A 21,588-nucleotide genomic window follows, 5' to 3' on the forward strand; every position below is an offset into this window, starting at 1 on the left:
TCACCGAATGAGCACGAACTCGTCCGTCAAGACGGTGATCGGCCACTCGGCCCTCGACAAGCTGATCCTGTACGGCGGGCTGCCGCTGCTCGGGCTGGCGCTCGGCTTCTTCCTGCCCCGGATCGCCGACTGGGCCGCCGAGCAGCGCTGGGTGCCCTGGCAGCGCCCGCTCGAGTTCCTCGCGGAACAGGACAGCTGGTGGGTGGTGGCGATCTGCATCGCCGTCGGCGTACTCGCCGGTCTGCTGCTCGCGGCGATGGCGTTCGAGGACACCCTGAAGACGACGATCAGCAGCACCGAGGTCGAGTTCCTGAAGCACCAGAAGACCACCGTGGTCCGCCGGGAGAACGTTGCGCTGGCCTTCCTGGACGGCAAGGAGATCGTGCTCCAGGACGCCCGCTCGGCCGAGCTGGCCCGGGAGAAGCACGACCAGTTCGCCAGCGAGTCCGGCAAGATCGCGGCGGCCTTCCGCCGGCACGGCTACCCCTGGTCCGACGGCGGCGACCCGCACGAGAACAAGTTCCGGCGCTGGGTCGAGGACGATCCCGAGCTGTCCCCGGCGGCGAACGCGGTGCTGCGGGCCCGGTCGAAAGCGTTCGACCAGGGCGACAAGGGCAAGGCCGATCTGCGGGAACTCCGGTTGGAGCTCGCCAAGCTCGGCTACGTGATCCGCGATCGGGACAAGAAGCAGTACTGGCGGTCCGTCAGCTGAACAGCGCGTTGGCCGGTTTGCCCTCGCGCGGCACGATGGAAGGGTGATCACGGTTGAGCAGGCGCGGAGGTTACGGAAGGCCGGAGCGCTGTGGGTGCCCGGCGCCGGCGACCGGTTCGTCGTACCGGACCGGGAGATGGACGACGACGTGTTCGTCGTCAGCGACATGACGGTCGAGGTGCACGACTACCACGGCGACAAGGTGATCGGCTTCAACGGCACCACCGAGTGGGCGCTGGACAGCATCGAGCAACGCGAGGTGATCTGGCTACCCCGCGAGGACCAACTCCGCAACCTGCTCGGCACCCACTTCCGCCGCCTCGAAGCCACCCCCGACGGTTACACCGTCGTCCTGACCGACACCACCCACGCAGCCCAGGACGCCGAACAGGCGTACGCCGAAGCTGTGCTTGCTTTGCTTGGGGGTTGAGGACGCCCACGCCGGCTCCTTCGTCGCCGGCTCCCCACCCCCCAGCTACCTCGCTCCTCCGTCGCTCGTCCCGCTGCCTTTGAAAGCGAGGTGGTGGCGCCGAGACTCTTGCGGGTGATGAACGCGCTGCGGCAACACTTCAACGCCGCCCTGGTCGTCCTGAGGACCTCGACGCCACCGAACGCTGCAGGTCCTGACAACGCCTCAGCGTGCGCGACGCTCACGAACCAACCCTATTCACCCCACGTGTTCGAGCATCACGTGACCTATCGGCATTTCACTGCGGATATGCGTAGTGAAATGCCGATACAAGGAAGACACGGAAGCCGTACGCAGCACCCGCGCTCGGCTCGACCAGGCGAACGACTGCTTCAAGGAAACAGCGGGTGAACCGGCGCGAGCGGGCGACTACGCCTTGAGCGCAGTATCGGTATCGGTGCAGATGGTGCGATAGCAACCAGACCAGTCAGAACCCGCACCTGGCTACCACCTGCACGCACGTTGAGGACTCGCGACACCTCAGCGAGACCGCTTTGCCTTCAAAGGCAGCGGGACGAGCGACGGAGGAGCGAGGTAGCTGGGGGGGTGGGGAGCAGGCGACGAAGGAGCCTGCGTGGGCGGCCTCTACCGCCCCAACGCCGCCCGCAACTCGCCGGCGCGTTGCGCGACCCGGTTACGGGCAGCCGTGCTGAGACCCTGCTCCTGCAGCTCGAGGATCGCGGTGGCCTGGAGCTGGCTCACGCCGAGCAACCGCCGGATCCGGAAGGCTGCGGTCAGCCGGTCGGATGATCCCTTGATCGTCCGCAGCACCTCGGTACGCCGGTCGAAAGCCGCCAGCACCCCGTCGTAGATTTCCAGCTGGGTGAACGCCGACCGATCCTGCTGCGGCTCCACGACCGGCTCGGCCGGAGCGGCGCCGCGGACGACCTGACGCCAAAGGGCCGGTACGGCGTGCTTGCGGGCTCGGCGGGTGATCGGCTGGGCGTAGGTCATCGTCATATCGGGGTGCACTCCTGATTCGGTGGTGGTCAGCCGAGCTCGGCGTACGAGCTGGAATACCGTGGGGGGCACTTCTTGCCGGGCGCGGAGCGCGTCTCGAAGTGCCAGGGCTCGTTGTCGTAGGTGCGGCAGACGCCGTACTTCCAGCCGTTGGTGTTCAGCCAGACCATCGCGGCCTGCGGGGCGATGTCGACCGCCCGGCCCTCGACGTGCTGGGACTTGTCCGGCGGGAGCACCCAGCGCATCGCCGCCTTGACCGAGCCGTACTTCGCGATCGCCTCCTTGAACAGGCGGGCCTGCTTGGCGGCGCTGCGGCGGCCGGAGTTGATCCGGATGGTGACGCCGTCGGCCGCGGCGGCCTTCATCGCCTTCTGCAGCCGGGCGCGCAGCTTCGGGGACAGCCCCTCGATGCTCTCCTCGGAGTACTTCACCTTGTCGTCCACGCGGGTGGAGATGGTCGCCTCGGTCGTCGGCGTCTTCCGTGGCAGCGTCGGCTTCTTCGTCGGTGTCCCGGCCGGCGTCCGGATCGGCGTCTTCACCGGGATGCTAGGCGGTACCACCGGCGGTGGCGGCGAACCGTTCGGCCCACCGGCGACGACGGGCTGCTTGTCGGCAGCGGAGTCGAAGTCCAGCAGGTCGGCCACCTGGTTGTGCCAGATCAGCAGCGAGGCGACCACGGCCAGTCCGGTCACGGACAGCAACCGGGCCCGCACCGAGAAGCCACGGCGCGGCGGCAGGTGGTTGGTCATGGGGTACAGCCTCTCGGTTCGGCGGGTGCGCCACATCGGTCCCAGGGACCGTCTCCCCGAGTCATAAGTCGGACCTGGGTAGGGGGTCGGACGCTGGTTGTCATCCAAAAGTTGGAGACACCACCCGTTCCGGCGCAGGAGCCGTAGGGTTTCACGGACGACTACGCTCAGCAAGGTGATGGACTATTGGCGCCGGCTGGCCGCGCTGCAGCAGGACCTGCTGCTCGCGGCGGTGGTCGGCGTCGTGTGGTTCGGAGGGCTGGCGTTGCTCAACGGCAGCCAGTTGCGGCCGGCGAATCCGAGCGTGTCCGTCATCACCGGGATCTTTCTGGTGCTGACCGTGGCGCTGGTTCGGCAGATCCCACGGGCCATGTTGCTCTGCGTGTCGGTGCTCTATCCACTGTTCTACGCGGCGGCGGAGACCGGCCTGGCCGAGCAGCTGGGGTTCAGCCTCCTGCGCGCCCCCGCGATCAGCGACGCCGCGCTGCAGTCCGAGCTGCATCTCGTCCCGCTGCTGGTGGTCGGCTATCTCGCGGCAGCGAGCGGAGTACGCCGGTTCACCTGTCTCTTCTTCACGATGGGCAGCCTGGCCGCGTTGATGATCGGCCTGCCGGCCGTGGTCGCGATCGTGATGAGCAACGTCTCCGAGGACATCTACCGGTACGGCGAGCGCTACGCGAACCTCCCCCGCGACATCTACAGCCTCTACGGCTACATCGACATCTCGCTGTTCGTCTTCGCCGAAGCCCTGATCTGCGGCATGGTCCTGCTCGGCGCCAACGCGTTGCGCCGCCGGAAGAACATGCTCGTGCTGGAACAGCGCAACACCGCGCTGGTGCGGCTGCGGGCGATCGAGGCCGAGCGGGCGGCCGCCGCCGAGCGGACCAGGATCGCCCGCGACCTGCACGACGTCGTCTCGCACCACATGAGCGCGGTGGTGATCCGCGCCCAGGCGGCCGACCGGGTGGCCGACCAGAAGCCCGAAGCGCTCCGGGAGGCGGTCCGCTGGATCGCCGCCAGCGGCCGGGAGGCGCTCACCGCGATGCGGGAGACCGTGCGAGTGCTCAACACCGGCGAACCGGGCGCCGGGGTCGAGCGGACGCCGGTACCAGGCCTGGCCGACGTCGCGCGGATGGGTGACCGGCTCAAGGCGGTCGGGATCGACGTGACCATGCAACTGCCGACCCGCAGCCGGCAGGTCGCCTCCGCCGTCGACCTGACCGCCGTACGGATCATTCAGGAGGCGCTGACCAACGTGATGGTGCACGCGAAGGCCACCGCCGCGCATGTGAGCTGGCAGAGTGGACCGCAGGGCGAGCTGCTCACCATCGACGACAACGGCAGCGGCGGACCGCCGCCCGCGAACGTGCTGGAGACCGCCCGCCGCCAGCAGAGCGGCCGCGGCAACGGACTGATCGGAATGCGCGAGCGCGCGCACGCGAGCGGCGGCACACTGACCGTCGCCGCCGGACCACTGGGTGGATGGAGAGTGCAGGCATGGTTGCCGCCGCAGAGGTGACGGAACAGATCAAGATCCTGGTGGTCGACGACCAGGGGGTGATCCGGATGGGGCTCGCGATGATCCTCGACCACGAGCCCGACCTGACCACGGTGGCGCAGGCCGGCGACGGCGAGGAGGCACTGCGGATGATCGCGCAGTACGACCCGGACGTCGTCCTGATGGACATCCGGATGCCGGTGATGGACGGGCTGGAGGCGACCGAGCGGATCACCGCCGCGGCCAAGGAGTCCGGGCGCGCGCGGCCCGCCGTACTGGTGCTGACCACCTTCGACGACGAGGCCTACGTGCTGAGCGCCGTACGGGCGGGTGCGTCGGGCTTCCTGCTGAAGGACACCGACCCGGATCTGCTGGTGGCCGCCGTCCGCGCGGTGCACCGCGGCGACTCGCTGGTTGACCCGGCGTCGACGCGGGTGCTGCTCGAGCGGTGTGTGGAGCTGGAGCGTCAGGTCGGCAGTGGCCCAGCAGAACCCGCACCGGCGTCAGCAGGCCGCTGGGCAGGGCCGCTCGCGCACCTGAGTGAGCGCGAGCGGGAGATCTTGGTCTGGATGGCGCGTGGGCTGTCCAACCGCGACCTGGCGACCAAGCTGTTCGTCAGTGAGACCACCGTGAAGACCCATGTCAGCAGCGTGCTGTCCAAGCTCGGGCTGTCCAGCCGGGTCCAGGCGGTCGTCGTCGCGTACGAGGCGGGCGTTGTCCGGCCCGGCGAGGCAGAGGTCCGCTGGGAAGGCTGACGTCAGGTCAGCAGGTACCAGCCGCCGACGGCGGCAGCGATCAGAAGGGCAACGGTCAGCAGCTGTACACGAAGCGACGCCTGGCGGCGGCGCGGCAAGAAGTCCCCGGTCATACCTTCAAGAGTGCCTGCGGACGGGCCGCCGCCCATCCTCCCGGAGAACGGTCCTGGCGTGACACAAGTCGCCCCCCGGTGGACCCGGAATCATCCCCAGGGATGACAACCTCCGCACATCGTTGCCGTAAGCCCCTACCTGGTCACTCGCCGAAGTACTCGGCGGCGACCTTCTGGGGCACGCACATCCGCCAGGCGTCCAGGATCAGCTCGCGCAACTCCGGCTCGTCGACCGCGGCCAGGTTGACCTCGATCCACTGGTACCGCTCGTCGGCGCGACTCGGCGGCAGGAACTTCCCCGGGTACGCCGCCAGCGCCGCCTCGCGTTCCTCCTTCGGGAAGCCGATCCCCATCGTCTGCTCGTCCCGCGACAGCGCCAGATAGACGATCCGGCCGACCCGGAACTTGATCCGGTCGCGCACTATGACCTCATAACTGCGCGGCAACCCTTGCGTCACCCTGCGAATATCGGCCACCTCGGCCATTGATTTCCCTCCCGGTTTGCGCAAAGCGGGGCTGATGTCACAGTCGTGTCGCAGCGACTTTACAGCCGGGCCACGTCACCGGCTGTCAGTGATTACGGCATTGCCCGGTGAGAGCGCTCACGCTAGCGTCCCGGAAATGAGGCAAACCACCGTGAGGAAAGCAATTTCGATCACCGGGGCCACTGTTCTCGGGATATCCGGCGTCATTCTGGTGAATCCGGCCGCGACCGCCGCCGTACCTTCGGCACAGCATTGTGTGGGCAGCGCCGATCGAGTCGGACAGCAATGTTTCGGCACCCTCGACGAAGCGCTCGGCCAAGCCCGCAAGCAGGTTGCGACCAAGGGGCCGCTACAAGCTCAGGGCGAGGTCATCCAGGGAACCTTCTTCGACAACCGTGATTACGGCGGTGATTCTTTCACGGTCACCGGCGCGGGATTGTGCGACGGCTCGGACGGCGTCATCAATTACCAGTTCACATTCCCGCCGGAATGGCACAACCGGATCAGTTCGGTCCAGCCGTGGGCCAGTTGCAAGATCTGGCTGTATCCCGAGGCCGACCTCAACGGCGACCGTGACGGCCCGTTCAAGGTGAACACCGGCTGGATCGGAACGATGCTCGACGACCGGACCGTCTCCGTCGGCTTCAGCTGATCGACCGCCCCCATCCCAGTGAGGAAGTAGAGCCATGCCGAAACGTCTTGCCATCACCACCGCCGTGCTGTTCTGCGCGGCCACCACGCTGACCGCGGCGCCGGCCTTCGCCGCCGACGGGCCGACCGGTCGCGAACTGCTGGAGAAGTGCGACCAGGGCACCGACACCTGTACCTTCCATCCCTACGGCCCGCCGGAGATCTTCCGCGGCGACGTGCACCAGGTCGGCGACTCCGTCTACAACTGCACCGCCGACCTGCAGCGTTCGACCGTGAAGTGGTCCGAGACGACCGGTGAGTCGAACAGCTTCGGCGTCTCGGTCTCCGCGGAGTACGGCTTCTCGGAGGTCTTCAAGGTCTCGATCGAGACGTCGTACCAGCACACCTGGGAGACCTCCAGCACCGTCGGCCAGGACGACAGCGTCGACGTCCGGCCGGGTGAGCGGGGCTGGATCGAGCGGGCCACCGAGATGAGCCGGGTCAAGGGCAAGTACGAGATGCACTTCCCGGACCGGTACTACGACCACTACATCTGGTACCAGGAGTTCGAGGCCGTCGGCCCGGTCAAGGACGCCAAGGGTCTGATCACCAAGAAGACCGCGCCGATGACCGCCGAGGAGAAGGCCCAGCACTGCGGCTGACCGCCGGACGGACCAGCAGTACGGCGACTCGCCCGAGCGCCGCCGGAGGCTCCCTGCCCCGGCGGCGCTCGGCTGTTCGCGGGAGGTCTGTACCGTGGTCGGATGCCCGAAACGATGGTGAGCGCGGTCGAAGGCGCCGAGGTGGTGTTCCGGCTCGGCGATCCTGAGCACGCCCTCACCGGCGTCCGGTTGTGGGAGGAACTCGGGCTCGCGGCGGAGCAGCTCGAGTTCAAGCCGGTCGAAGGCGGCTGGGAACTGCGGCTGCCGCGACCGTCCGTGCACCGGATGGAGTACCTGTTCGACATCGCCGGCACCGGGATGCGGACGGACCCGACGAACCCCCGGATCGTCGGTGGCGCGTTCGGCGAGCACTCCTGGCTCCCGCTGCCCGGGTACGTCGAGCCGGACTGGATCACGATCGAGCCGATCGCGTCGAGCCTGACGCCGCTGCCGGTCGAGGAGACGCCGGTGGGACCGATCGACGTCCAGGTCTGGGCGCCGGACGGGATCACCCCGGAGTTCGAGCTGCCGTTGCTGCTGGCCCACGACGGCCCGGAGTTCGCCATGTACGCCGGTCTGACTCACTACGTCGGCGCTCTGGTCGCCGACGGCTCGCTGCCGCCGTTACGGCTCGCGCTGATCCGGCCGGGGTCCCGCAACCTCTGGTACGCCGCCAACCCGCAGTACGCGGAGGCTCTGACGCAGCACGTGCTGCCGGCGGCGACTTCGGCGTACCGGAGCAAGAAGCCGGTCCTGATGGGGGCCAGCCTCGGCGCGCTCGCCGCCCTGTACGCCGAGTGGCACCACCCGGGCACGTTCGAGGGCCTGTTCCTCCAGTCGGGATCGTTCTTCTCGCTCGAGACCGATCCGCAGGAGTCCAAGTTCGAGTACTACGCCGAAGTCACCGAGTTCGTCACCTCGGTGCTCACGGCCGGCACTGCCCCCAGCAGCCCGAGCATCGCGATGACCGCCGGGACGCCGGAGGAGAACGTGCACAACAACCGGGTGATGGCGGCTCAGCTGTCCAAGCTGGGCCTCGAGGTCGCCTTCGACGAGACGCCGGACATGCACAACTTCACCGCTTGGCGCGATCTCTTCGATCCCTGTCTGACCGATCTGCTGAACCGAGTCTGGGACTAGGGTCGAGCGGGTGCTGAAGACACTCGCTGGATTCGGGGCGTTCGGGCTCTTCTGGGGTGCCTGGGGCGCGGTGCTCCCTGCGGTGAAGGCCGAAGCAGGGGTCAGTGACGCCCAGCTCGGCGCCGCGCTGCTGTGTGTTGGACTCGGCGCGCTGTGCTCGATGCGCTTCACCGGCTACCTGATCGACCGGTACGGCGGTGTGGTGCTGCCCGTGGCCGTCCTGCTGTTCGCCGCCTGTGGCGTGCTGCCCGCGCTGGCCGGGTCAGCCGTCGCGCTGGGGGGCGCACTCTTCTTGCTCGGTGCCACCTCGGGTGCGACCGACGTAGCCATCAACGCCACCGGCTCCTCCTCCGAGGCGGCCACCGGCAAACCGCTGATGAATCTGGCTCACGGGCTGTTCTCCATCGCCGTAGTAGTAGCCAGCCTCAGTACTGCGGCCCTCCGCGCGGCCGGGGCCGGCGCCCTGCCGGTACTCGGGTGTGTCTTCGTGCTGGTCGCTCTGGTGGCCCTCCTGGTCCTGCTGCCCGGCTCGACGAAGATCAAGCCCGTAGTACAGGAGAAGGCCCCGCGCCGGCTGGAGCCCGCACTGCTGGTGTTCGGCGGTCTCTGCGCCCTGGCCTTCGTAGTCGAGAACGCCTGGCAGAGCTGGAGCGCCGTACACCTCGACACCACCCTGGGCGCTGCCCCGGCGCTCGCCTCCAGCGCACCCGCCGTGTTCGCCGCAGCAGCAGCGACCGGCCGAATCAGCGGCAACGCTCTCCTGCGCCGGCTCCGGCCCACCCAGCTCCTGGTCGCAGGCGGCATCGTGGCGGCCCTGGGCAGCGCTCTGGCGGCCGTAGCGGGCAACCCGTGGCTCGCGCTGGTCGGCATAGCCGTCGCAGGCCTCGGTACGTCGGTCTGCGCGCCGACCATCATCAGCATGGCCGGCGCCTGGGCCGGACCCGAGCGGCGAGCCGGCGCGATCTCCACCGTCACCACGATCGCCTACCTGGGCTTTCTGCTCGGCCCTGCCGCCGTCGGCCTGTTCTCCAGCATCTGGTCGTTGCCTACGGCATTGGGCGGCGTCGCGGTACTCGCTGTAGTCGTCGCCGTGCTCGGTCCGATGGCAGGACGCGCTGGGACGAGGCAAACGTCGTAAAGACATGGCAGGGTGGCGACACGAGAAGGGGTGAGGCTGGATGGAGCGCGAGCAGGTCGAGCTGAACGCACCCGGGCTGGACCGGCCCGGCACACTGATCCGCTACGGCCACTACGGCCGGCCGGTGCTGGTGTTCCCGAGCGAGCAGGGCCGGGCCTGGGACTACGAGAACAACGGGATGGTCGGCGCCGTCGCCGACCTGATCGAGGCCGGCCGGGTCAAGCTGTACTGCGTCGACTCCTACGACCAGGTGAGCTGGTCCGACCGCGGCATCCCGCTGGAGGAGCGAGCCCGCCGCCACGGCCTGTACGAGTCGTGGATCCTGGACCAGGTGGTCCCGGCGATCGGCAGCGACACCCCGGGCGCCTCCGACATCATCACCACCGGTTGCAGCCTGGGCGCCTTCCACGCACTCAACTTCGCGGTCAAACGCGCCGACCTGTTCCCGGTCGCGATCTGCCAGTCGGGCAACTACGACGCCTCCAGCTGGCACGCCTGGGGTGAGCGCGGCGACGCGACGTACTTCAACAACCCGGCCGACTACCTGCCGAACCTGGAAGGTGACCACCTGGCCTGGCTGCGCGAGCGGCTCCTCCTGGTGCTCACCGTCGGTCAGGGCGACTGGGAGACCCACCCGACCGGCTCGTTGCCCTCGGCGCGCGCCACCGCCGGGCTACTGGCCGCCAAAGGCATCCCGCATGAGCTGGACCTGTGGGGGTACGACGTAGCCCATGACTGGCCCTGGTGGCGCAAGCAACTCGCCCACCACCTGCCCCGATTCGTCTAAGGAGCCTGGAATGGCTGACCGCTCTCAGCACTTGATCGGGTTGTTGCTCGGCGCCGAGGAGGACTGGCCGCAGGCGTTCGAGGCGCTGCTGCGGCGGGTCGGACCGGTCACCGCGAACGGCCGCACGCACGAGTTCACCACCGACCGGCTGACGATCGAGCCGTTCGACCTGAACGACCCGGTCCGGGTCGAGCTGGTGATCGACCGGCTGGCCTACTGGTACTACCACCCGCGCGAGTGGCTGAAGAAGGCCGCGCTGATGAACGGCACCTACCTGCTCAACTCGCCGTTCACCTTCCAGGCGATGGAGAAGCACAGCGCGTACTGCGCGATGCTGCGGCTCGGCCTGAAGATCCCGCGGACCGTGCTGGTGCCGTACAAGAACCCGGTCGACAACGTCCGCTGGGCCTACACCGCGGCGAAGTACAACAAGCCGTTCGACCTGGACGCGATCGCCGACGACCTCGGCTACCCGATGTACATGAAGCCGTTCGACGGCGGCGGCTGGCGCGGGGTCTCGCGGATCGACAACCGTGAGGACCTGCACACCGCCTACGACGAGTCCGGCGAGATGCTGATGCACCTGCAGGCGACGGTCGAGTACGAGAAGTTCGCCCGGGCGCTGTCGATCGGCGCCGAGACGATGGTGATGGACTTCCGGCCGGACGAGCCGATGCACAACCGGTACGCCGTCTCGCACGACTTCCTCAGCCCGTCGGCCGGCCACCAGTCGGTCGCGATCAGCCGGATCGTGAACGCCTTCTTCGGCTGGGAGTTCAACTCCTGCGAGATGCTCGTGCACGGCGACTCGGTGCACCCGATCGACTATGCCAACGCCTGTCCGGACGTGGCGATCACCTCGCTGCACTACTACTTCCCGTGGGCGATCGGCGCGCTGGTGAAGTGGTCGGTGTTCTCGCTGGCGACCGGCCGCAAGACCAAGGTCGACCTGCACACCGAGCGGTACTTCGCGATCGCCGACGACGAGTCGCTGGACTACGACGCCAAGCTGGCCGGCTATCTGGCACTGGCCGACGAGTACTTCGAGACCGCGAAGTACCACGAGTGGTGCGCCGAGAACCTGCCGAACTTCGACCAGCAACTGGTCGAGTGGGCGCAGAGCGAGGACTTCGACCGGATCCTGCGGGAGACGGTCGCGGCCACCTACCCGGCGCACGAACACGAGAAGTTCCTCGCGCACTTCCGCGGCCTGACCGGGCTGTGGGTCACCGACCAGAGCAAGTAGCCGGCGCCTCGTCCTAACGGACGAGGCGCTCGTCCTTTACGACGAGATCGGCCGCCCGGCCGACCCATCGGGGCCCGGCAGCGCGTCATCGGAGGCAGAGACATTCCGCTTCCGGGAGGTTCGACGTGCGCCGCGTGCTGTTACGGCTGTCCGGCTGGTTCCTGGCCGTGTTCTTCGTACTGGTGATCGCCGTGGTGATCGCGTTCTTCGCCGGCTACCAGCGGACCCGGATCCCGGAGGTGAACGAGGAGTTCCGGGCCAACGCGACGATCGTCACGTACGCCGACGGAACCAGCCAGCTCGGCTCGTTCTACGAGCAGAACCGCAAGTCGGTGGCCCTGGCCGAGGTACCGAAACACGTCCAGGACGCGGTCATCGCGGCCGAGGACCGCAGCTTCTGGACCAATCCCGGCATCTCGCTGCCGGGAATGGCCCGGGCCGCGCTGGCGATTGCCCGCGGCAAGCAGTTGCAGGGCGGCTCGACGATCACCCAGCAGTACGTGAAGGTGATGTACCTGACCCAGGAACGCACCCTGTCGCGCAAGCTCGACGAGCTGTTCATCGCGACCAAGGTCAGCCGCACCCAGGACAAGAAGACGATCCTGGAGAACTACCTCAACACGATCTACTTCGGTGAGGGGGCCTACGGCATCCGGGCAGCCGGCCAGGTCTACTTCGGGGTCGACCATCCGCGGAACCTGAGCGCACCGCAGGCGGCGTACCTGGCGACCGTGCTGAACAACCCGACCTGGTTCGACTCCGACCGGCCGGAGGCCGCCGGGCGCACGCTGTCCCGCTATCGGTACGTGCTGCACGGGATGGCGGAGCTGGGCACGATCCGGGCCGGGCAGGAGGCGAGGTACCGCAAAGCCCTTCCGGTGCTGAAGAAACGCCGCAAGGGCAACCGGTACGCCGGTCCGGCCGGCTACCTGCTCGACCTGGCCCGCCGGGAGCTGGCGCAGTACGGGTTCGAGGGGGATCGGCTCAGCGGAGGTGGGCTGCGGGTGATCACGACCTTCGACCGTGAGCTCCAGCAGCGCGCGGTAGCGGCGACGACCGCAGGGGCGAGCGATCCGCGCGTGCACGTCGCGCTGGCCTCGGTCCGGCCACGGACGGGCGAGGTGGTTGCTCTGGTGGGCGGCCGGGACTATCTCGCGAACCAGCAGAACTGGGCAACCACGAAAGCTCCTCCGGCCGCGCTGCTGCGCCCTTTCGCGCTGCTGGCCGAGCCGAGCGACAAGGGGGTCAACAGTGTCTTCTTCGATCTGGTCGACTCCCGTCAGGGCGAGCGCATCTCGCGGGCCGCCGAAGCGGCCGGGATCCCTCGCATCCCCAGGGCCGACCGGGGCGCTCCGGGGCTCGGACCTGATCCGCTGGCTTCGCCACTGGACCTTGCGGCGGCCTACGGAACTGTGGCCGCGGACGGCCTGCGAGTGCGTCCTCACGTGATCAAGGAGATCAGGGACTCGCACGGGAAGGTGTTGTGGTCCGCTGACCCGAAACGTGTTCCTGCCTTCGACCAGAAGGTCGCGCAGTACGTGTACGGCTCGATGGTGAGCCGGGGAGCGCGGGCAGCCGGGCTGAGCATCGAGAAGCGGCGGTTCAACAAGAAGTGCCGGTGCAAGCGGTACCGCGGCGCGCAGGACACGACGGCCAACTGGTGGGTCGGCGCGATGCCTGAACTGTCGACCGCGGTGCTCTATCGGGCCGGGAAAGAAGGCGAGTCCAGCCTCGGGCAGTACGGCGCCGACGAGTCGCTGCCGTTGAACGTGTGGTCGACGTACGCCGGTCCGCGGGCGTTCAGACCAGCAAGGCCAGAAGGGCCGCTGCGATGAAGAGCTGGATCGCCGCCGAGACGGCCCGGCGCCCCGGATGCTCCGACTTGAGCCAGGGCAGTTGCGGCCAGGCCCAGCCGGAGTACGCGGTGGCGGCGGCCATCAGGACCAGGCCCACCAGCCACAGCCAGGGCGGCAGCGACTGCCAGTCCGCGGTCGCGCGGGCGAGGAACAGGAACAGGAAGCCGACGGTCAGGACGATCAACAGGTCCAGGCGGTCCCGGAACTTGCGGCCGCGGATCTGCCAGAGCGCGAGCAGCGGGTAGCCGACCGCCAGCGCGATCGCGATGTACATCGTCATGAGGCCGCCAGCAGTTCGGTGGCGAAGTCGTCGACGTCCGCGGCGACGTCGGACAGCACGATCACGGCTCGCTTCCGGTCCAGGTCCAGACCGACGAACGAGCGGTAGCCGCCCGTACCGCCGTTGTGCCAGACCATGCTGCGATCGGTGCCGGGAAGCTTGCTGGTGAACCAGAACAGACCGATCCGATCGCTGTCCTCACCTTCGCCGTCCTTGAAGTCCCGCCTCGGCGCGAGGGCCTCGGCACCGATCCCCCGGAGGCGTGACTGCACCAGCAGCGCCAGGTCACCCGCGCTGGAGACGATCCCACCGGCCGGGGCGTAGCCGGGCTGGATCCATGGCGCCTGTCGGCGACCGCCGGAGCTGTAGCCGTCAGGGGCCGCCTCGTCGGCGGTCTTGGGCACCCGGGTCTCCCGCATCTCCAATGGCTGGAGGAGGCGCTGGCTGAGCAGGTCGGCGTAGCTCAGGCCCGCCTTGCTCGCCAGGGCCTGGCCGAGCAGAGCGCCACCGAGATTCGAGTACGCCGGTTCGCCCCGGCCGCCGGCGTCGGCCTTGGCCTGGTTGATCAGGTCGTCGACGTCGTACGGGTAGGGGTTGCCCGCGCTGAGGCTGACCAGCAGCGAGCGCGCCACGTCCTGGGGCCTGGTGGAGGTTCTCGGCAGGCCGGAGTAGTGGGTGGCGAGCTCTTCCAGCGTCGCGGAGGCGACCTCGGCGTCCCCGAGCGGGAGAATGCTGCCGACCTGCTGGTCGAGCCGCACCTCGCCACGGCGGACCGAGTCGGTCAGCAGCAGGCCGGTGATCGCCTTGCTCACCGAACCGATCTCGAACAAGCTGTGCTCGTTGGCCCCGCGACCGGCGAACGTCATCGAGTTGTCGCTGATCACCGCCACTTCCAGGCGGTGTCCGGGCTCGTTGTAGTGCTGGTCGACATAGGCCTGGAGCTTGCTGTCCCCGGTGCGTTCCGGCTCCGGCTCGAGGGTTCTGGGCCGGACCAGCCAGCCTCCGAGCACGACGGCGAACGCGACCAGCACAGCGATCCCCGCGCTGAGTGACACTTTCAAGGCTTACCTCTGCAGGGCTTCCAGGATTGCCAGAAGGGCGACCAGGCGTGGTGGTGGGACGGCGAAGGTACCGCGAGTCGGCGTGTGGAGCCAGCCTTCGGCGGTGAGTTGCCGCAGGTGATGGTAGATCTGCCCGCTGGTGCCGAGCCCCTCGACCTCGCTGAGGGCGGTCACCGTCGCCCGCCCCCGGCTGATCTCCTGCAGCAGAGTGAGCCGCACAGGGTTGCCCAAGGCAGCCAACGGCCCGGCCAGTGCTGCCCAGCCATCGCCTTCCGGAAGCTTGCCGACGGCATCCGTGCCTGTGGACAACGCAGCGGATTCCAGCGCGGCGATCCGCCTTTCCAGCTCTGCGAGCCGGTTATCCACAGCCTTCTCCACATTGTGGATAGTACGTAGTTACGTAACTATTGCAAGTACCGCCGGACGTAGAGTGACCAGGTGCGTGACGACGAGGTACCTGGGTGGTGGCAGCGGCTGGGGCTCGACGGGCTGGTGGATGTGCATGTGCACTTCCTCCCCGACCGCGTGATGGACGCGGTCTGGGGCTACTTCGACCAGGCCGCGACCCACTACGGAACCGCCTGGCCGATCACCTACCGGACCCCTGTGGCCGAGCGGCTGGAGAAGCTGGAGCAACTCGGCGTACGCCGCTTCCCCGCGCTCGTCTATCCGCACAAGCCGGACATGGCCGCAGGACTCAACGCCTGGGCCAGGGAGTTCGCGGCGACCACCCCGGGCTGCGTCTCGAGCGGCACGTTCTACCCGGAGCCCAGCGCGGCGCAGTACGTGAAGGAGGCGCTGGAGCTCGGCACCCGCATCTTCAAGGTGCATGTGCAGGTAGGCGACTACGACCCGCGGGACAACGAGCTCGACAGCGTTTGGGGACAGCTGGCCGAAGCAGCAACGCCAGTCGTGGTGCACTGTGGCTCGGGCCCGATCCCCGGCCGCCACACGGGCCCCGGCCCGATGGCCGACGTACTGCGCAAGCACCCGCGCCTGACCGCGGTCATCGCGCACCTGGGCATGCCGGAGTACGCCGAGCACCTACAGCTCGCCGAGACCTACCCCAACGTCCACCTGGACACCACGATGGCCTGCACGCCCTTCACCGAGGCCCTGGCGCCGTTCCCCCGCGACCTGCTCCCCCGGTACGCCGCCCTCCAGGACCGTGTCGTCCTAGGCTCCGACTTCCCCAACATCCCGTACGAGTACGCCGTACAGCTGGAGTCCCTGGAACACCTGGAGCTCGGCGACGACTGGCTGAGAGCAGTCTGCTGGGAGAACGGCCTGCGGCTACTCGGTGGGTAGCTGAGCGGCGAACCAGGCCAGAGTCAGGCCGGTCAGCAGCGCGTCGCGGTCGAGCGACACGTCGACCAGTTGAGCGTTCCAGGCCAGCAACGCGGTGCTGAGCACCAGCGCCGAGACCTGCTGGCGCTCGTTGAAGGCAGTGAGGTTCTCGTTGAACCACCGGACCTCGGCCAGCTCCACCGCGTCCAGCCCACGCTGCTCGGCCTGCGACTCGGTCACGGCCGTGTACGCCGGGGTCCCGGCCAGGCCGTTGCGGTCGTCCCCCACCCGGTAGTTGCTGTAGCCGAGTCGGCACATCAGCTCGTCCCACCCGGCCGCGGTCCGCCGGCTCGGGGAGCCCTCGGGCAGACCCGCCAGTGCGGTCCAGGCGATCGACGGGATGACCAGGTGGTGACCACCTTGCGCCTCGTACGGCAGTGCGGTGTCCAGGACGTCCATCACGCCACTCGGCCAGGCGTGGGTCAGCAGCACCGGCTGGGCGTTCGGATCGGCCGCGCGCAGGTGCAGGAAGTGCACGAACTGGCCGGCGATCTCGGTGCTGTAGTGGTCGTAGGTGTTGAGCCGGCTCTCGTGCGCGCGCCAGTCGTAGCCGCTGACCCAGTAGTCGAGCAGGTCGTCCGCGTAGGCGGCGGGCACGATCCGGTCGAGCCCGGCCGCGATGTAGTCGCCGCCGTCCCGAAAGCCTCGCAGCCGTTGGTACAGGGAATCGAGTTCAGCCTGCGGGACTCGCAGCCGCAGCTGCCGGATCTCCGCTGTGCGCTCAATCGCCACCCATGAACCTCCACCGTCTCCCCCGCCTCGGCCTGTCCGTCTCCCACCAGCATGACGCTTGGCGCCTACCGAATGCTCACCGCGGTCAACCTTTCAATCACGATTGCATCTTCTGACACGGCGGAGCCAGTCCAGAACTGGTCCGGAAACGGTCCGAACTGGCCATTGCCCGCGCTCATTCCAACGTTGTACTGTCGATGGCGCCCGCATCCCTCCAGCTCCCGGGAGCCCTTCGATGCCCACCGCTCCGCCCCGTCCCGAGCACCCCCGGCCGCAGTTCACCCGCCCCGACTGGCTCAACCTCAACGGTGAGTGGCAGTTCGAGATCGACCGGTCCGACTCCGGTCTGGAGCGGGGCGTGCGCGAGCGCGACCTGCTGCAGCGGATCACCGTTCCATTCGCGCCGGAGAGCCGGCTGTCCGGGATCGAGAACGTCGACTTCCTGGAGGCGGTCTGGTACCGCACCACGGTGACCGTCCCCGCCGGCTGGGCCGGCAACGAGGCGGTGCTGCACTTCCAGGCCGTCGACCACGACGCCACCGTCTGGGTGAACGGCGTCGAGGTGGTCCGGCACCGCGGCGGCTTCACCCCGTTCAGCGCCTCGCTCAGCGGCGTCGCCGCCCCGGGCGAGGAGGCCACCATCGTGGTTCGCGCGCGAGACAGCCGGTACGGCGTACAGGCGCGGGGCAAGCAGTCGCAGCCGTACTTCAACGCCGACTGTCACTACACCCGGACGACCGGCATCTGGCAGACCGTGTGGCTGGAGTCGGTCCCGTCGGTGCACCTGAACCGGCCGCGGATCACCCCCGACGTCGCCGGCTCCTGCTTCCACGTGTCCGTGCCGCTCTCGGCCAACAAGCCTGGCTGGAAGGTCCGCGCGGTCCTGTCCGATGCCGACGGCGAAGTGGTCGCCGCGGAGGTCCGGGCGGATCTCGACCTCGCCCCGCGCCTCGTGCTCGCCGTACCGGCTGATCGCGTCCGGCTCTGGGACACCGTCGACCCGCACCTGTACGACGTCAGGCTGGAACTGATCGATGCCGACGGCAACGTCGTCGACGCGGCCGACAGCTACGCCGGGCTGCGGTCGGTCTCGATCAACGGCCAGGCGGTGCTGATCAACGGCAAGCACGTCTTCCAGCGGCTCGTCCTGGACCAGGGCTACTGGCCCGAGAGCCTGATGACGGCGCCGTCCGAGGAGGCGCTGGTCGCCGACATCGAGCTGGGCCTGGCCGCCGGGTTCAACGGCGCGCGGCTGCACCAGAAGGTCTTCGAGGAGCGCTTCCTCTACCACGCCGACCGGCTCGGCTACCTGGTCTGGGGCGAGTTCGGCGACTGGGGCGCGAACGTTGCCAACGGCACCCAGAACGACAACCAGCAGCCGTCCGCGTCGTTCGTGACGCAGTGGCTGGAGGCGGTCGAGCGCGACTTCAACCACCCGTCGATCGTCGGCTGGTGCCCGCTGAACGAGACGCACCAGCTGCTGCACGACCGGATCACGCAGCTCGACGACGTGACCCGGGCGATGTTCCTGGCCACCAAGGCGGCCGACGCGACCCGGCCGGTGCTGGACACCTCGGGCTACTCCCACCGGGTGTCCGAGACGGACATCTGGGACTCGCACAACTACGAGCAGGACCCGGCCGAGTTCGGCCGGCAGATGGCCGGCCTGGCCGGCGGAGCGCCGTACGCGAACACCGGCGGATCGGACGACCGGCCGATCTCGCTGGCCTACACCGGACAGCCGTACTTCTGCAGCGAGTTCGGCGGGATCTGGTGGAATCCCGAAGCGGCGCAGGCCTCCGGCAACGACAACACCCAGTCGTGGGGCTACGGCCAGCGGGTCAAGGACGAGGCCGACTTCTACGACCGTTTCACCGGTCTGGTCGACGTGCTGCTCGACAACCCGCTGATGTTCGGCTACTGCTACACGCAGCTGACCGACGTCTTCCAGGAGGAGAACGGCATCTACCGCTTCGACCGCGGCAGCAAGCTGGACGTCGCCAGGATCAGGGACGTCCAGACCCGCGCCGCGGCGTACGAGAAGGACTGAGTTTCACAGCACCAGGACGGTCCCGTCCGGCGGGACCTTGACGCCTGCCGCCCGGATTCCGGCGTACTGCGAGGTCGCCGGGTCCAGGGCGGGGTTGGTGTTGTTGAGATGGGTGTAGGCCCAGGCCGTCCCCGGCTGGGCCGCGCCGAGCTCGCGGATCCGCTCCAGGCTGGCCTCGATCGGGAGATGCCCCATCACGGTCTGCGCCCGGACGGTGGATTCCGCCTTGTCGGCCAGCTCCCCACCGTCGTGGAACGTCCCGTCCAGGACGACGTACGTCGCGCCGTCCACGAACTCGTCGAACCCGTCGGGCCAGGTCGCCAGGCAGGGCGCGTAGACGAGCACCCCGCCGGTGGCTGGATCCTCGAACCGGTAGGCGACCACCCACGGTCCACCCGTCGTCTCGGTCACGTACTTCGGCCGCTTGTCGCTGACCGGCAGCACCTTGATCCGGAGACCGACGAGGAACTGGTCGGGGCCGATCGCCGACCACGTCCAGGCGCCGTACCGGTTCACGATCGGCCGGACCGCGAAGTCGTCGTTCAGCGCCCGCAGGACCGCGGGTGGACCGTGGACCTCGAGGCCGGCGCTCTCCCGCAGCATCATCAGCCCGAGCGTGTGATCCAGCTCGGCGTCGGTCAGGAAGACACCCTTGATCGGCGTCTCCCGTGGACCCGGCCCGGCCCGCAGCTGTTTGGTGGCCAGTAGCTGGGCGCGGATGTCGGGTGAGGCGTTCACCAGGTACCAGTCGTTGCCGTCGGCACTGATCGCGAGACCGTCCTGGGTCCGGGGCACCAGCCCTGGATCGGAGCAGGTCGGGCAGGCGCAGTTCCACTGCGGGAACCCACCACCGGCGGCCGTCCCGAGCAGGATCGCCTTCATCGGCGCATCTCGAACTCGGTCTTCGTCGCCGGCGTGCGCAGGATCAGGTCGACCAGTCCGCGATCCGGCGACTTCTTGCAGACCGGATCGGTCGCGGCGCCGTCACCGGTCAGCAGGAATGCTTGACACCGGCAACCACCGTGGTCGAGTCCGCGCCGGTCACAGCTCCGGCAGGTGTCGCTCATCCAGTCTTCGCCGCGGTAGGCGTTGAACGACTCCGAGCCGTACCAGATCTCGTGCAGCGACGTCGCGGTCGCGTTGTCGAGGTCCAGCGTCTCGATCGCGCTCGCGGCCGGGCACGGCAGCACGGTCCCGTCCGGCGCGATGGTCAACTGGCGGGCACCCCAGCCGTACATGCACGGCTTCGGATACTCCTCGTAGTAGTCGGCGACGACGTAGATGATCTGCATTCGCCCTCTCAGCCGGTCGATGGCAGCTCGTACGACGGGTGTCGCCGCGTCGAGTTGCTCCTTCGTCGGCATCAGTTGCTCGCGGTTGCGCAGTGCCCAGCCGTAGTACTGGGTGTTGGCCAGCTCCAGCCGGTCGGCACCCAACTGCTCGGCCAGCGCGATGATGCCTTCGAGCTGGTCGTGATTGGCCCGATGCAGGACGACATTGACGCTGAGCGGCAGACCGGTGCGCTTGATCAGGTCGGCGGCGACCAGCTTGTGGTGATGGGCACGGGTGCCGGCGATCTTGTTCGCCCGCTCCGCGTCGGCCGCCTGGACCGAGAGCTGGACGTGGGACAGACCCTTGTCGACCAGATCGCCGAGCCGTTGCTCGCTGAGGCCGAGACCGCTGGTGACGAGGTTGACATAGGCGCCGAGGTCGGCGGTGTGCTGGATCAGCTCGGAAAGGTCAGGACGGCCGAGAGGTTCGCCGCCGGAGAAGTGCACCTGGAGCACGCCGAGCTCGCGTGCCTGGGTGAGAATGTCCTTCCACTGCTCGGTTTCGAGCTCCTGATCGCGTTGCAGTAGCTCCAGCGGATTGGAGCAGTACGGGCAGTGCAGCGGGCAGCGGTGGGTCAGCTCCGCCGTCAGCCCGAGAGGCGCCTCTGTCATGACCACTCCACCACCTGTCGTTCGGCCAGCCGGGCGAGGACGTCGGCGACCTGCTGCGGCTGGACCTCGGCGTACTGCTTGCTCAAGGCAACGGTGATCTCGTCGAGAGTGGAGTTGCCGTCACACAGCCGGAGGATCGCGGTGGCGGTCGGATTGGGAACGAGCACGCCCTCGGGGTACAGGAGCACCTGCAGATCGCGGGTGTGGTCGTAGGTCAACCTGACCCCGCGCTTGAGGCGAGGTCTCGTCGCGGGAGCCGTCATTGCTTGGCCGCCGCTCGCTCGATCGCGTCGAGCATCGCCCAGAGCACGTCACACTTGAAGGACAGAGCGGCGATCGCGGCGTCCTGCTGCGCACGGGTCACGCAGTGCTCGACGACCAGGTCGACGGTCGCCTGCCCTTCGCCGGACACCGCGTCGATCCGGTTGGTGAAGTAGGCCAGATCCTCGGCGCGGATCCACTCGTACGCCGCCAGCATGTCCGCCACGCGCTGCTTCATCAGGTGACCGGAGAACATCTCGGTCAACCCGGAGGCGACCGCCTCCACCCAGGGTTTCGTCCGAGCGAACGTCACATAGGCATCGACCGCGAACCGTACGCCGGGCGCCAGGTGGCGCTGGTCCAGGACTTCTTCGCGGGTCAGGCCGACTGCTTCGCACAGCCGCAGCCAGCGCTCGAGTCCACCGTCCGCTCCGGTCGTGCCATCGTGGTAGACAATCCGGTCGAGCCATTGCCGGCGCACGTGCGGCAGCGGGCAGTTGCTGATGATCGCCGCGTCCTTCTGCGGGATCATGCTCTGGTAGTACCAGCGGTTGGCGGCCCAGAGCCGCAGCTCGCGCTCGTCGAGGTCGCCGGCGTGCAGGCGCCGGTGGAACGGATGCGTTCCCCAGTACCGGTACGACAGCCCGCGCAATGCGGCGGTGAATTCGTCGGCATTCATCGTGGACACGCGCGCCTCCGCAACCCATGCACAAT

24 protein-coding genes are annotated in these 21,588 nt (G+C 68.4%); 13 read left to right on the forward strand and 11 right to left on the reverse strand.

Annotated features, from left to right (window positions below; translation table 11 throughout):
* Positions 1–7: 7 nt before the first annotated feature.
* Both OX958_RS32625 and OX958_RS32630 read left to right on the forward strand, forming a co-directional pair.
* Positions 8–712 carry a YqeB family protein gene (locus OX958_RS32625; RefSeq protein ID WP_270134087.1) on the forward strand — a complete coding sequence of 235 codons (705 nt, stop codon included), beginning with the start codon at positions 8–10 and terminating at the stop codon, positions 710–712.
* Between the two features lie 43 nt (positions 713–755).
* Positions 756–1,142, forward strand: coding sequence for a pilus assembly protein CpaE (locus OX958_RS32630; protein ID WP_270134088.1), 387 nt, complete (start codon positions 756–758; stop codon positions 1,140–1,142).
* Between the two features lie 624 nt (positions 1,143–1,766).
* On the opposite strand, the gene OX958_RS32635 is transcribed toward OX958_RS32630, so the two are convergent.
* Both OX958_RS32635 and OX958_RS32640 read right to left on the reverse strand, forming a co-directional pair.
* Positions 1,767–2,141, reverse strand: coding sequence for a hypothetical protein (locus OX958_RS32635; protein WP_270134089.1), 375 nt, complete (start codon positions 2,139–2,141; stop codon positions 1,767–1,769).
* Positions 2,142–2,170: 29 nt separating this feature from the next.
* Positions 2,171–2,890: a M15 family metallopeptidase gene (locus OX958_RS32640; protein WP_270134090.1), complete on the reverse strand. Its 720-nt coding sequence runs from the start codon at positions 2,888–2,890 to the stop codon at positions 2,171–2,173.
* 178 nt (positions 2,891–3,068) lie between these two features.
* Between OX958_RS32640 and OX958_RS32645 the strand changes: the two genes are divergently transcribed.
* Both OX958_RS32645 and OX958_RS32650 read left to right on the forward strand, forming a co-directional pair.
* Positions 3,069–4,409, forward strand: coding sequence for a sensor histidine kinase (locus tag OX958_RS32645; RefSeq protein WP_270139189.1), 1,341 nt, complete (start codon positions 3,069–3,071; stop codon positions 4,407–4,409).
* Complete coding sequence (locus OX958_RS32650; protein ID WP_270139190.1) at positions 4,406–5,143, forward strand: response regulator; 738 nt, start codon at positions 4,406–4,408, stop codon at positions 5,141–5,143. Before OX958_RS32645 ends, OX958_RS32650 begins: the two co-directional genes overlap by 4 nt.
* A 256-nt stretch (positions 5,144–5,399) precedes the next feature.
* On the opposite strand, the gene OX958_RS32655 is transcribed toward OX958_RS32650, so the two are convergent.
* Positions 5,400–5,678 carry an MmcQ/YjbR family DNA-binding protein gene (locus tag OX958_RS32655; protein ID WP_270134091.1) on the reverse strand — a complete coding sequence of 93 codons (279 nt, stop codon included), beginning with the start codon at positions 5,676–5,678 and terminating at the stop codon, positions 5,400–5,402.
* Between the two features lie 199 nt (positions 5,679–5,877).
* On the opposite strand from OX958_RS32655, the gene OX958_RS32660 reads away from it, so the two are divergent.
* The 7 genes from OX958_RS32660 (at position 5,878) to OX958_RS32690 (ending at position 13,179) form a co-directional block, all read left to right on the forward strand.
* A complete protein-coding gene (locus OX958_RS32660) occupies positions 5,878–6,393 on the forward strand; it encodes a hypothetical protein (protein WP_270134092.1) in 516 nt (171 codons plus the stop codon).
* A gap of 34 nt (positions 6,394–6,427) precedes the next feature.
* The gene (locus OX958_RS32665; protein ID WP_270134093.1) at positions 6,428–7,033 is read left to right on the forward strand and encodes a hypothetical protein; all 606 of its coding nucleotides are present in this window, start codon (positions 6,428–6,430) and stop codon (positions 7,031–7,033) included.
* A gap of 102 nt (positions 7,034–7,135) precedes the next feature.
* Positions 7,136–8,173 (forward strand): alpha/beta hydrolase, encoded by a 1,038-nt coding sequence (locus tag OX958_RS32670; protein ID WP_270134094.1) that lies wholly within the window; start codon positions 7,136–7,138, stop codon positions 8,171–8,173.
* A 10-nt stretch (positions 8,174–8,183) separates the two neighbouring features.
* Positions 8,184–9,311, forward strand: coding sequence for an MFS transporter (locus OX958_RS32675; protein ID WP_270134095.1), 1,128 nt, complete (start codon positions 8,184–8,186; stop codon positions 9,309–9,311).
* Positions 9,312–9,351: 40 nt separating this feature from the next.
* On the forward strand, positions 9,352–10,098 hold the full coding sequence (locus tag OX958_RS32680; RefSeq protein WP_270134096.1) for an esterase family protein: 747 nt from the start codon (positions 9,352–9,354) through the stop codon (positions 10,096–10,098).
* 10 nt (positions 10,099–10,108) lie between these two features.
* Positions 10,109–11,344: an ATP-grasp domain-containing protein gene (locus OX958_RS32685; protein WP_270134098.1), complete on the forward strand. Its 1,236-nt coding sequence runs from the start codon at positions 10,109–10,111 to the stop codon at positions 11,342–11,344.
* A 125-nt stretch (positions 11,345–11,469) separates the two neighbouring features.
* Positions 11,470–13,179, forward strand: coding sequence for a transglycosylase domain-containing protein (locus tag OX958_RS32690; RefSeq protein ID WP_270134099.1), 1,710 nt, complete (start codon positions 11,470–11,472; stop codon positions 13,177–13,179).
* On the opposite strand, the gene OX958_RS32695 is transcribed toward OX958_RS32690, so the two are convergent.
* From OX958_RS32695 to OX958_RS32705, 3 genes are read right to left on the reverse strand one after another with little or no spacing between them, the layout of a single operon-like run.
* Positions 13,145–13,480 (reverse strand): hypothetical protein, encoded by a 336-nt coding sequence (locus OX958_RS32695; RefSeq protein ID WP_270134101.1) that lies wholly within the window; start codon positions 13,478–13,480, stop codon positions 13,145–13,147. The two genes, OX958_RS32690 and OX958_RS32695, sit on opposite strands and share 35 nt — an antisense overlap.
* A complete protein-coding gene (locus tag OX958_RS32700; RefSeq protein ID WP_270134102.1) occupies positions 13,477–14,535 on the reverse strand; it encodes a serine hydrolase domain-containing protein in 1,059 nt (352 codons plus the stop codon). The genes OX958_RS32695 and OX958_RS32700 overlap by 4 nt, the downstream gene beginning before the upstream one ends.
* A gap of 9 nt (positions 14,536–14,544) precedes the next feature.
* Entirely contained in the window at positions 14,545–14,919 is a 375-nt protein-coding gene (locus OX958_RS32705; RefSeq protein WP_270134104.1) for a helix-turn-helix domain-containing protein, read from the reverse strand.
* Positions 14,920–14,979: 60 nt separating this feature from the next.
* Here OX958_RS32705 and OX958_RS32710 point away from each other — a divergent pair, with 60 nt between their 5' ends.
* Positions 14,980–15,849 carry an amidohydrolase family protein gene (locus OX958_RS32710; RefSeq protein ID WP_270134105.1) on the forward strand — a complete coding sequence of 290 codons (870 nt, stop codon included), beginning with the start codon at positions 14,980–14,982 and terminating at the stop codon, positions 15,847–15,849.
* On the opposite strand, the gene OX958_RS32715 is transcribed toward OX958_RS32710, so the two are convergent.
* Positions 15,835–16,620, reverse strand: a complete 786-nt coding sequence (locus OX958_RS32715) for an epoxide hydrolase N-terminal domain-containing protein (protein ID WP_270134107.1) — start codon at positions 16,618–16,620, stop codon at positions 15,835–15,837. The genes OX958_RS32710 and OX958_RS32715 overlap by 15 nt on opposite strands.
* A 235-nt stretch (positions 16,621–16,855) precedes the next feature.
* Between OX958_RS32715 and OX958_RS32720 the strand changes: the two genes are divergently transcribed.
* Positions 16,856–18,670, forward strand: coding sequence for a glycoside hydrolase family 2 protein (locus OX958_RS32720; RefSeq protein WP_270134108.1), 1,815 nt, complete (start codon positions 16,856–16,858; stop codon positions 18,668–18,670).
* A 3-nt stretch (positions 18,671–18,673) separates the two neighbouring features.
* Here the strand turns inward: OX958_RS32720 and pqqB are convergent, their stop codons facing one another.
* From pqqB to pqqC, 4 genes are read right to left on the reverse strand one after another with little or no spacing between them, the layout of a single operon-like run.
* On the reverse strand, positions 18,674–19,552 hold the full coding sequence (gene pqqB / locus OX958_RS32725) for a pyrroloquinoline quinone biosynthesis protein PqqB (protein WP_270134109.1): 879 nt from the start codon (positions 19,550–19,552) through the stop codon (positions 18,674–18,676).
* Complete coding sequence (gene pqqE, locus OX958_RS32730; RefSeq protein WP_270134110.1) at positions 19,549–20,613, reverse strand: pyrroloquinoline quinone biosynthesis protein PqqE; 1,065 nt, start codon at positions 20,611–20,613, stop codon at positions 19,549–19,551. Before pqqE ends, pqqB begins: the two co-directional genes overlap by 4 nt.
* Entirely contained in the window at positions 20,610–20,876 is a 267-nt protein-coding gene (pqqD, locus tag OX958_RS32735; protein WP_270134111.1) for a pyrroloquinoline quinone biosynthesis peptide chaperone PqqD, read from the reverse strand. Before pqqD ends, pqqE begins: the two co-directional genes overlap by 4 nt.
* Positions 20,873–21,553, reverse strand: a complete 681-nt coding sequence (pqqC, locus tag OX958_RS32740; RefSeq protein ID WP_270139191.1) for a pyrroloquinoline-quinone synthase PqqC — start codon at positions 21,551–21,553, stop codon at positions 20,873–20,875. The genes pqqD and pqqC overlap by 4 nt, the downstream gene beginning before the upstream one ends.
* Between the last annotated feature and the right edge of the window lie 35 nt (positions 21,554–21,588).

Source organism: Kribbella sp. CA-293567 (assembly GCF_027627575.1).
Classification (GTDB): domain Bacteria; phylum Actinomycetota; class Actinomycetes; order Propionibacteriales; family Kribbellaceae; genus Kribbella.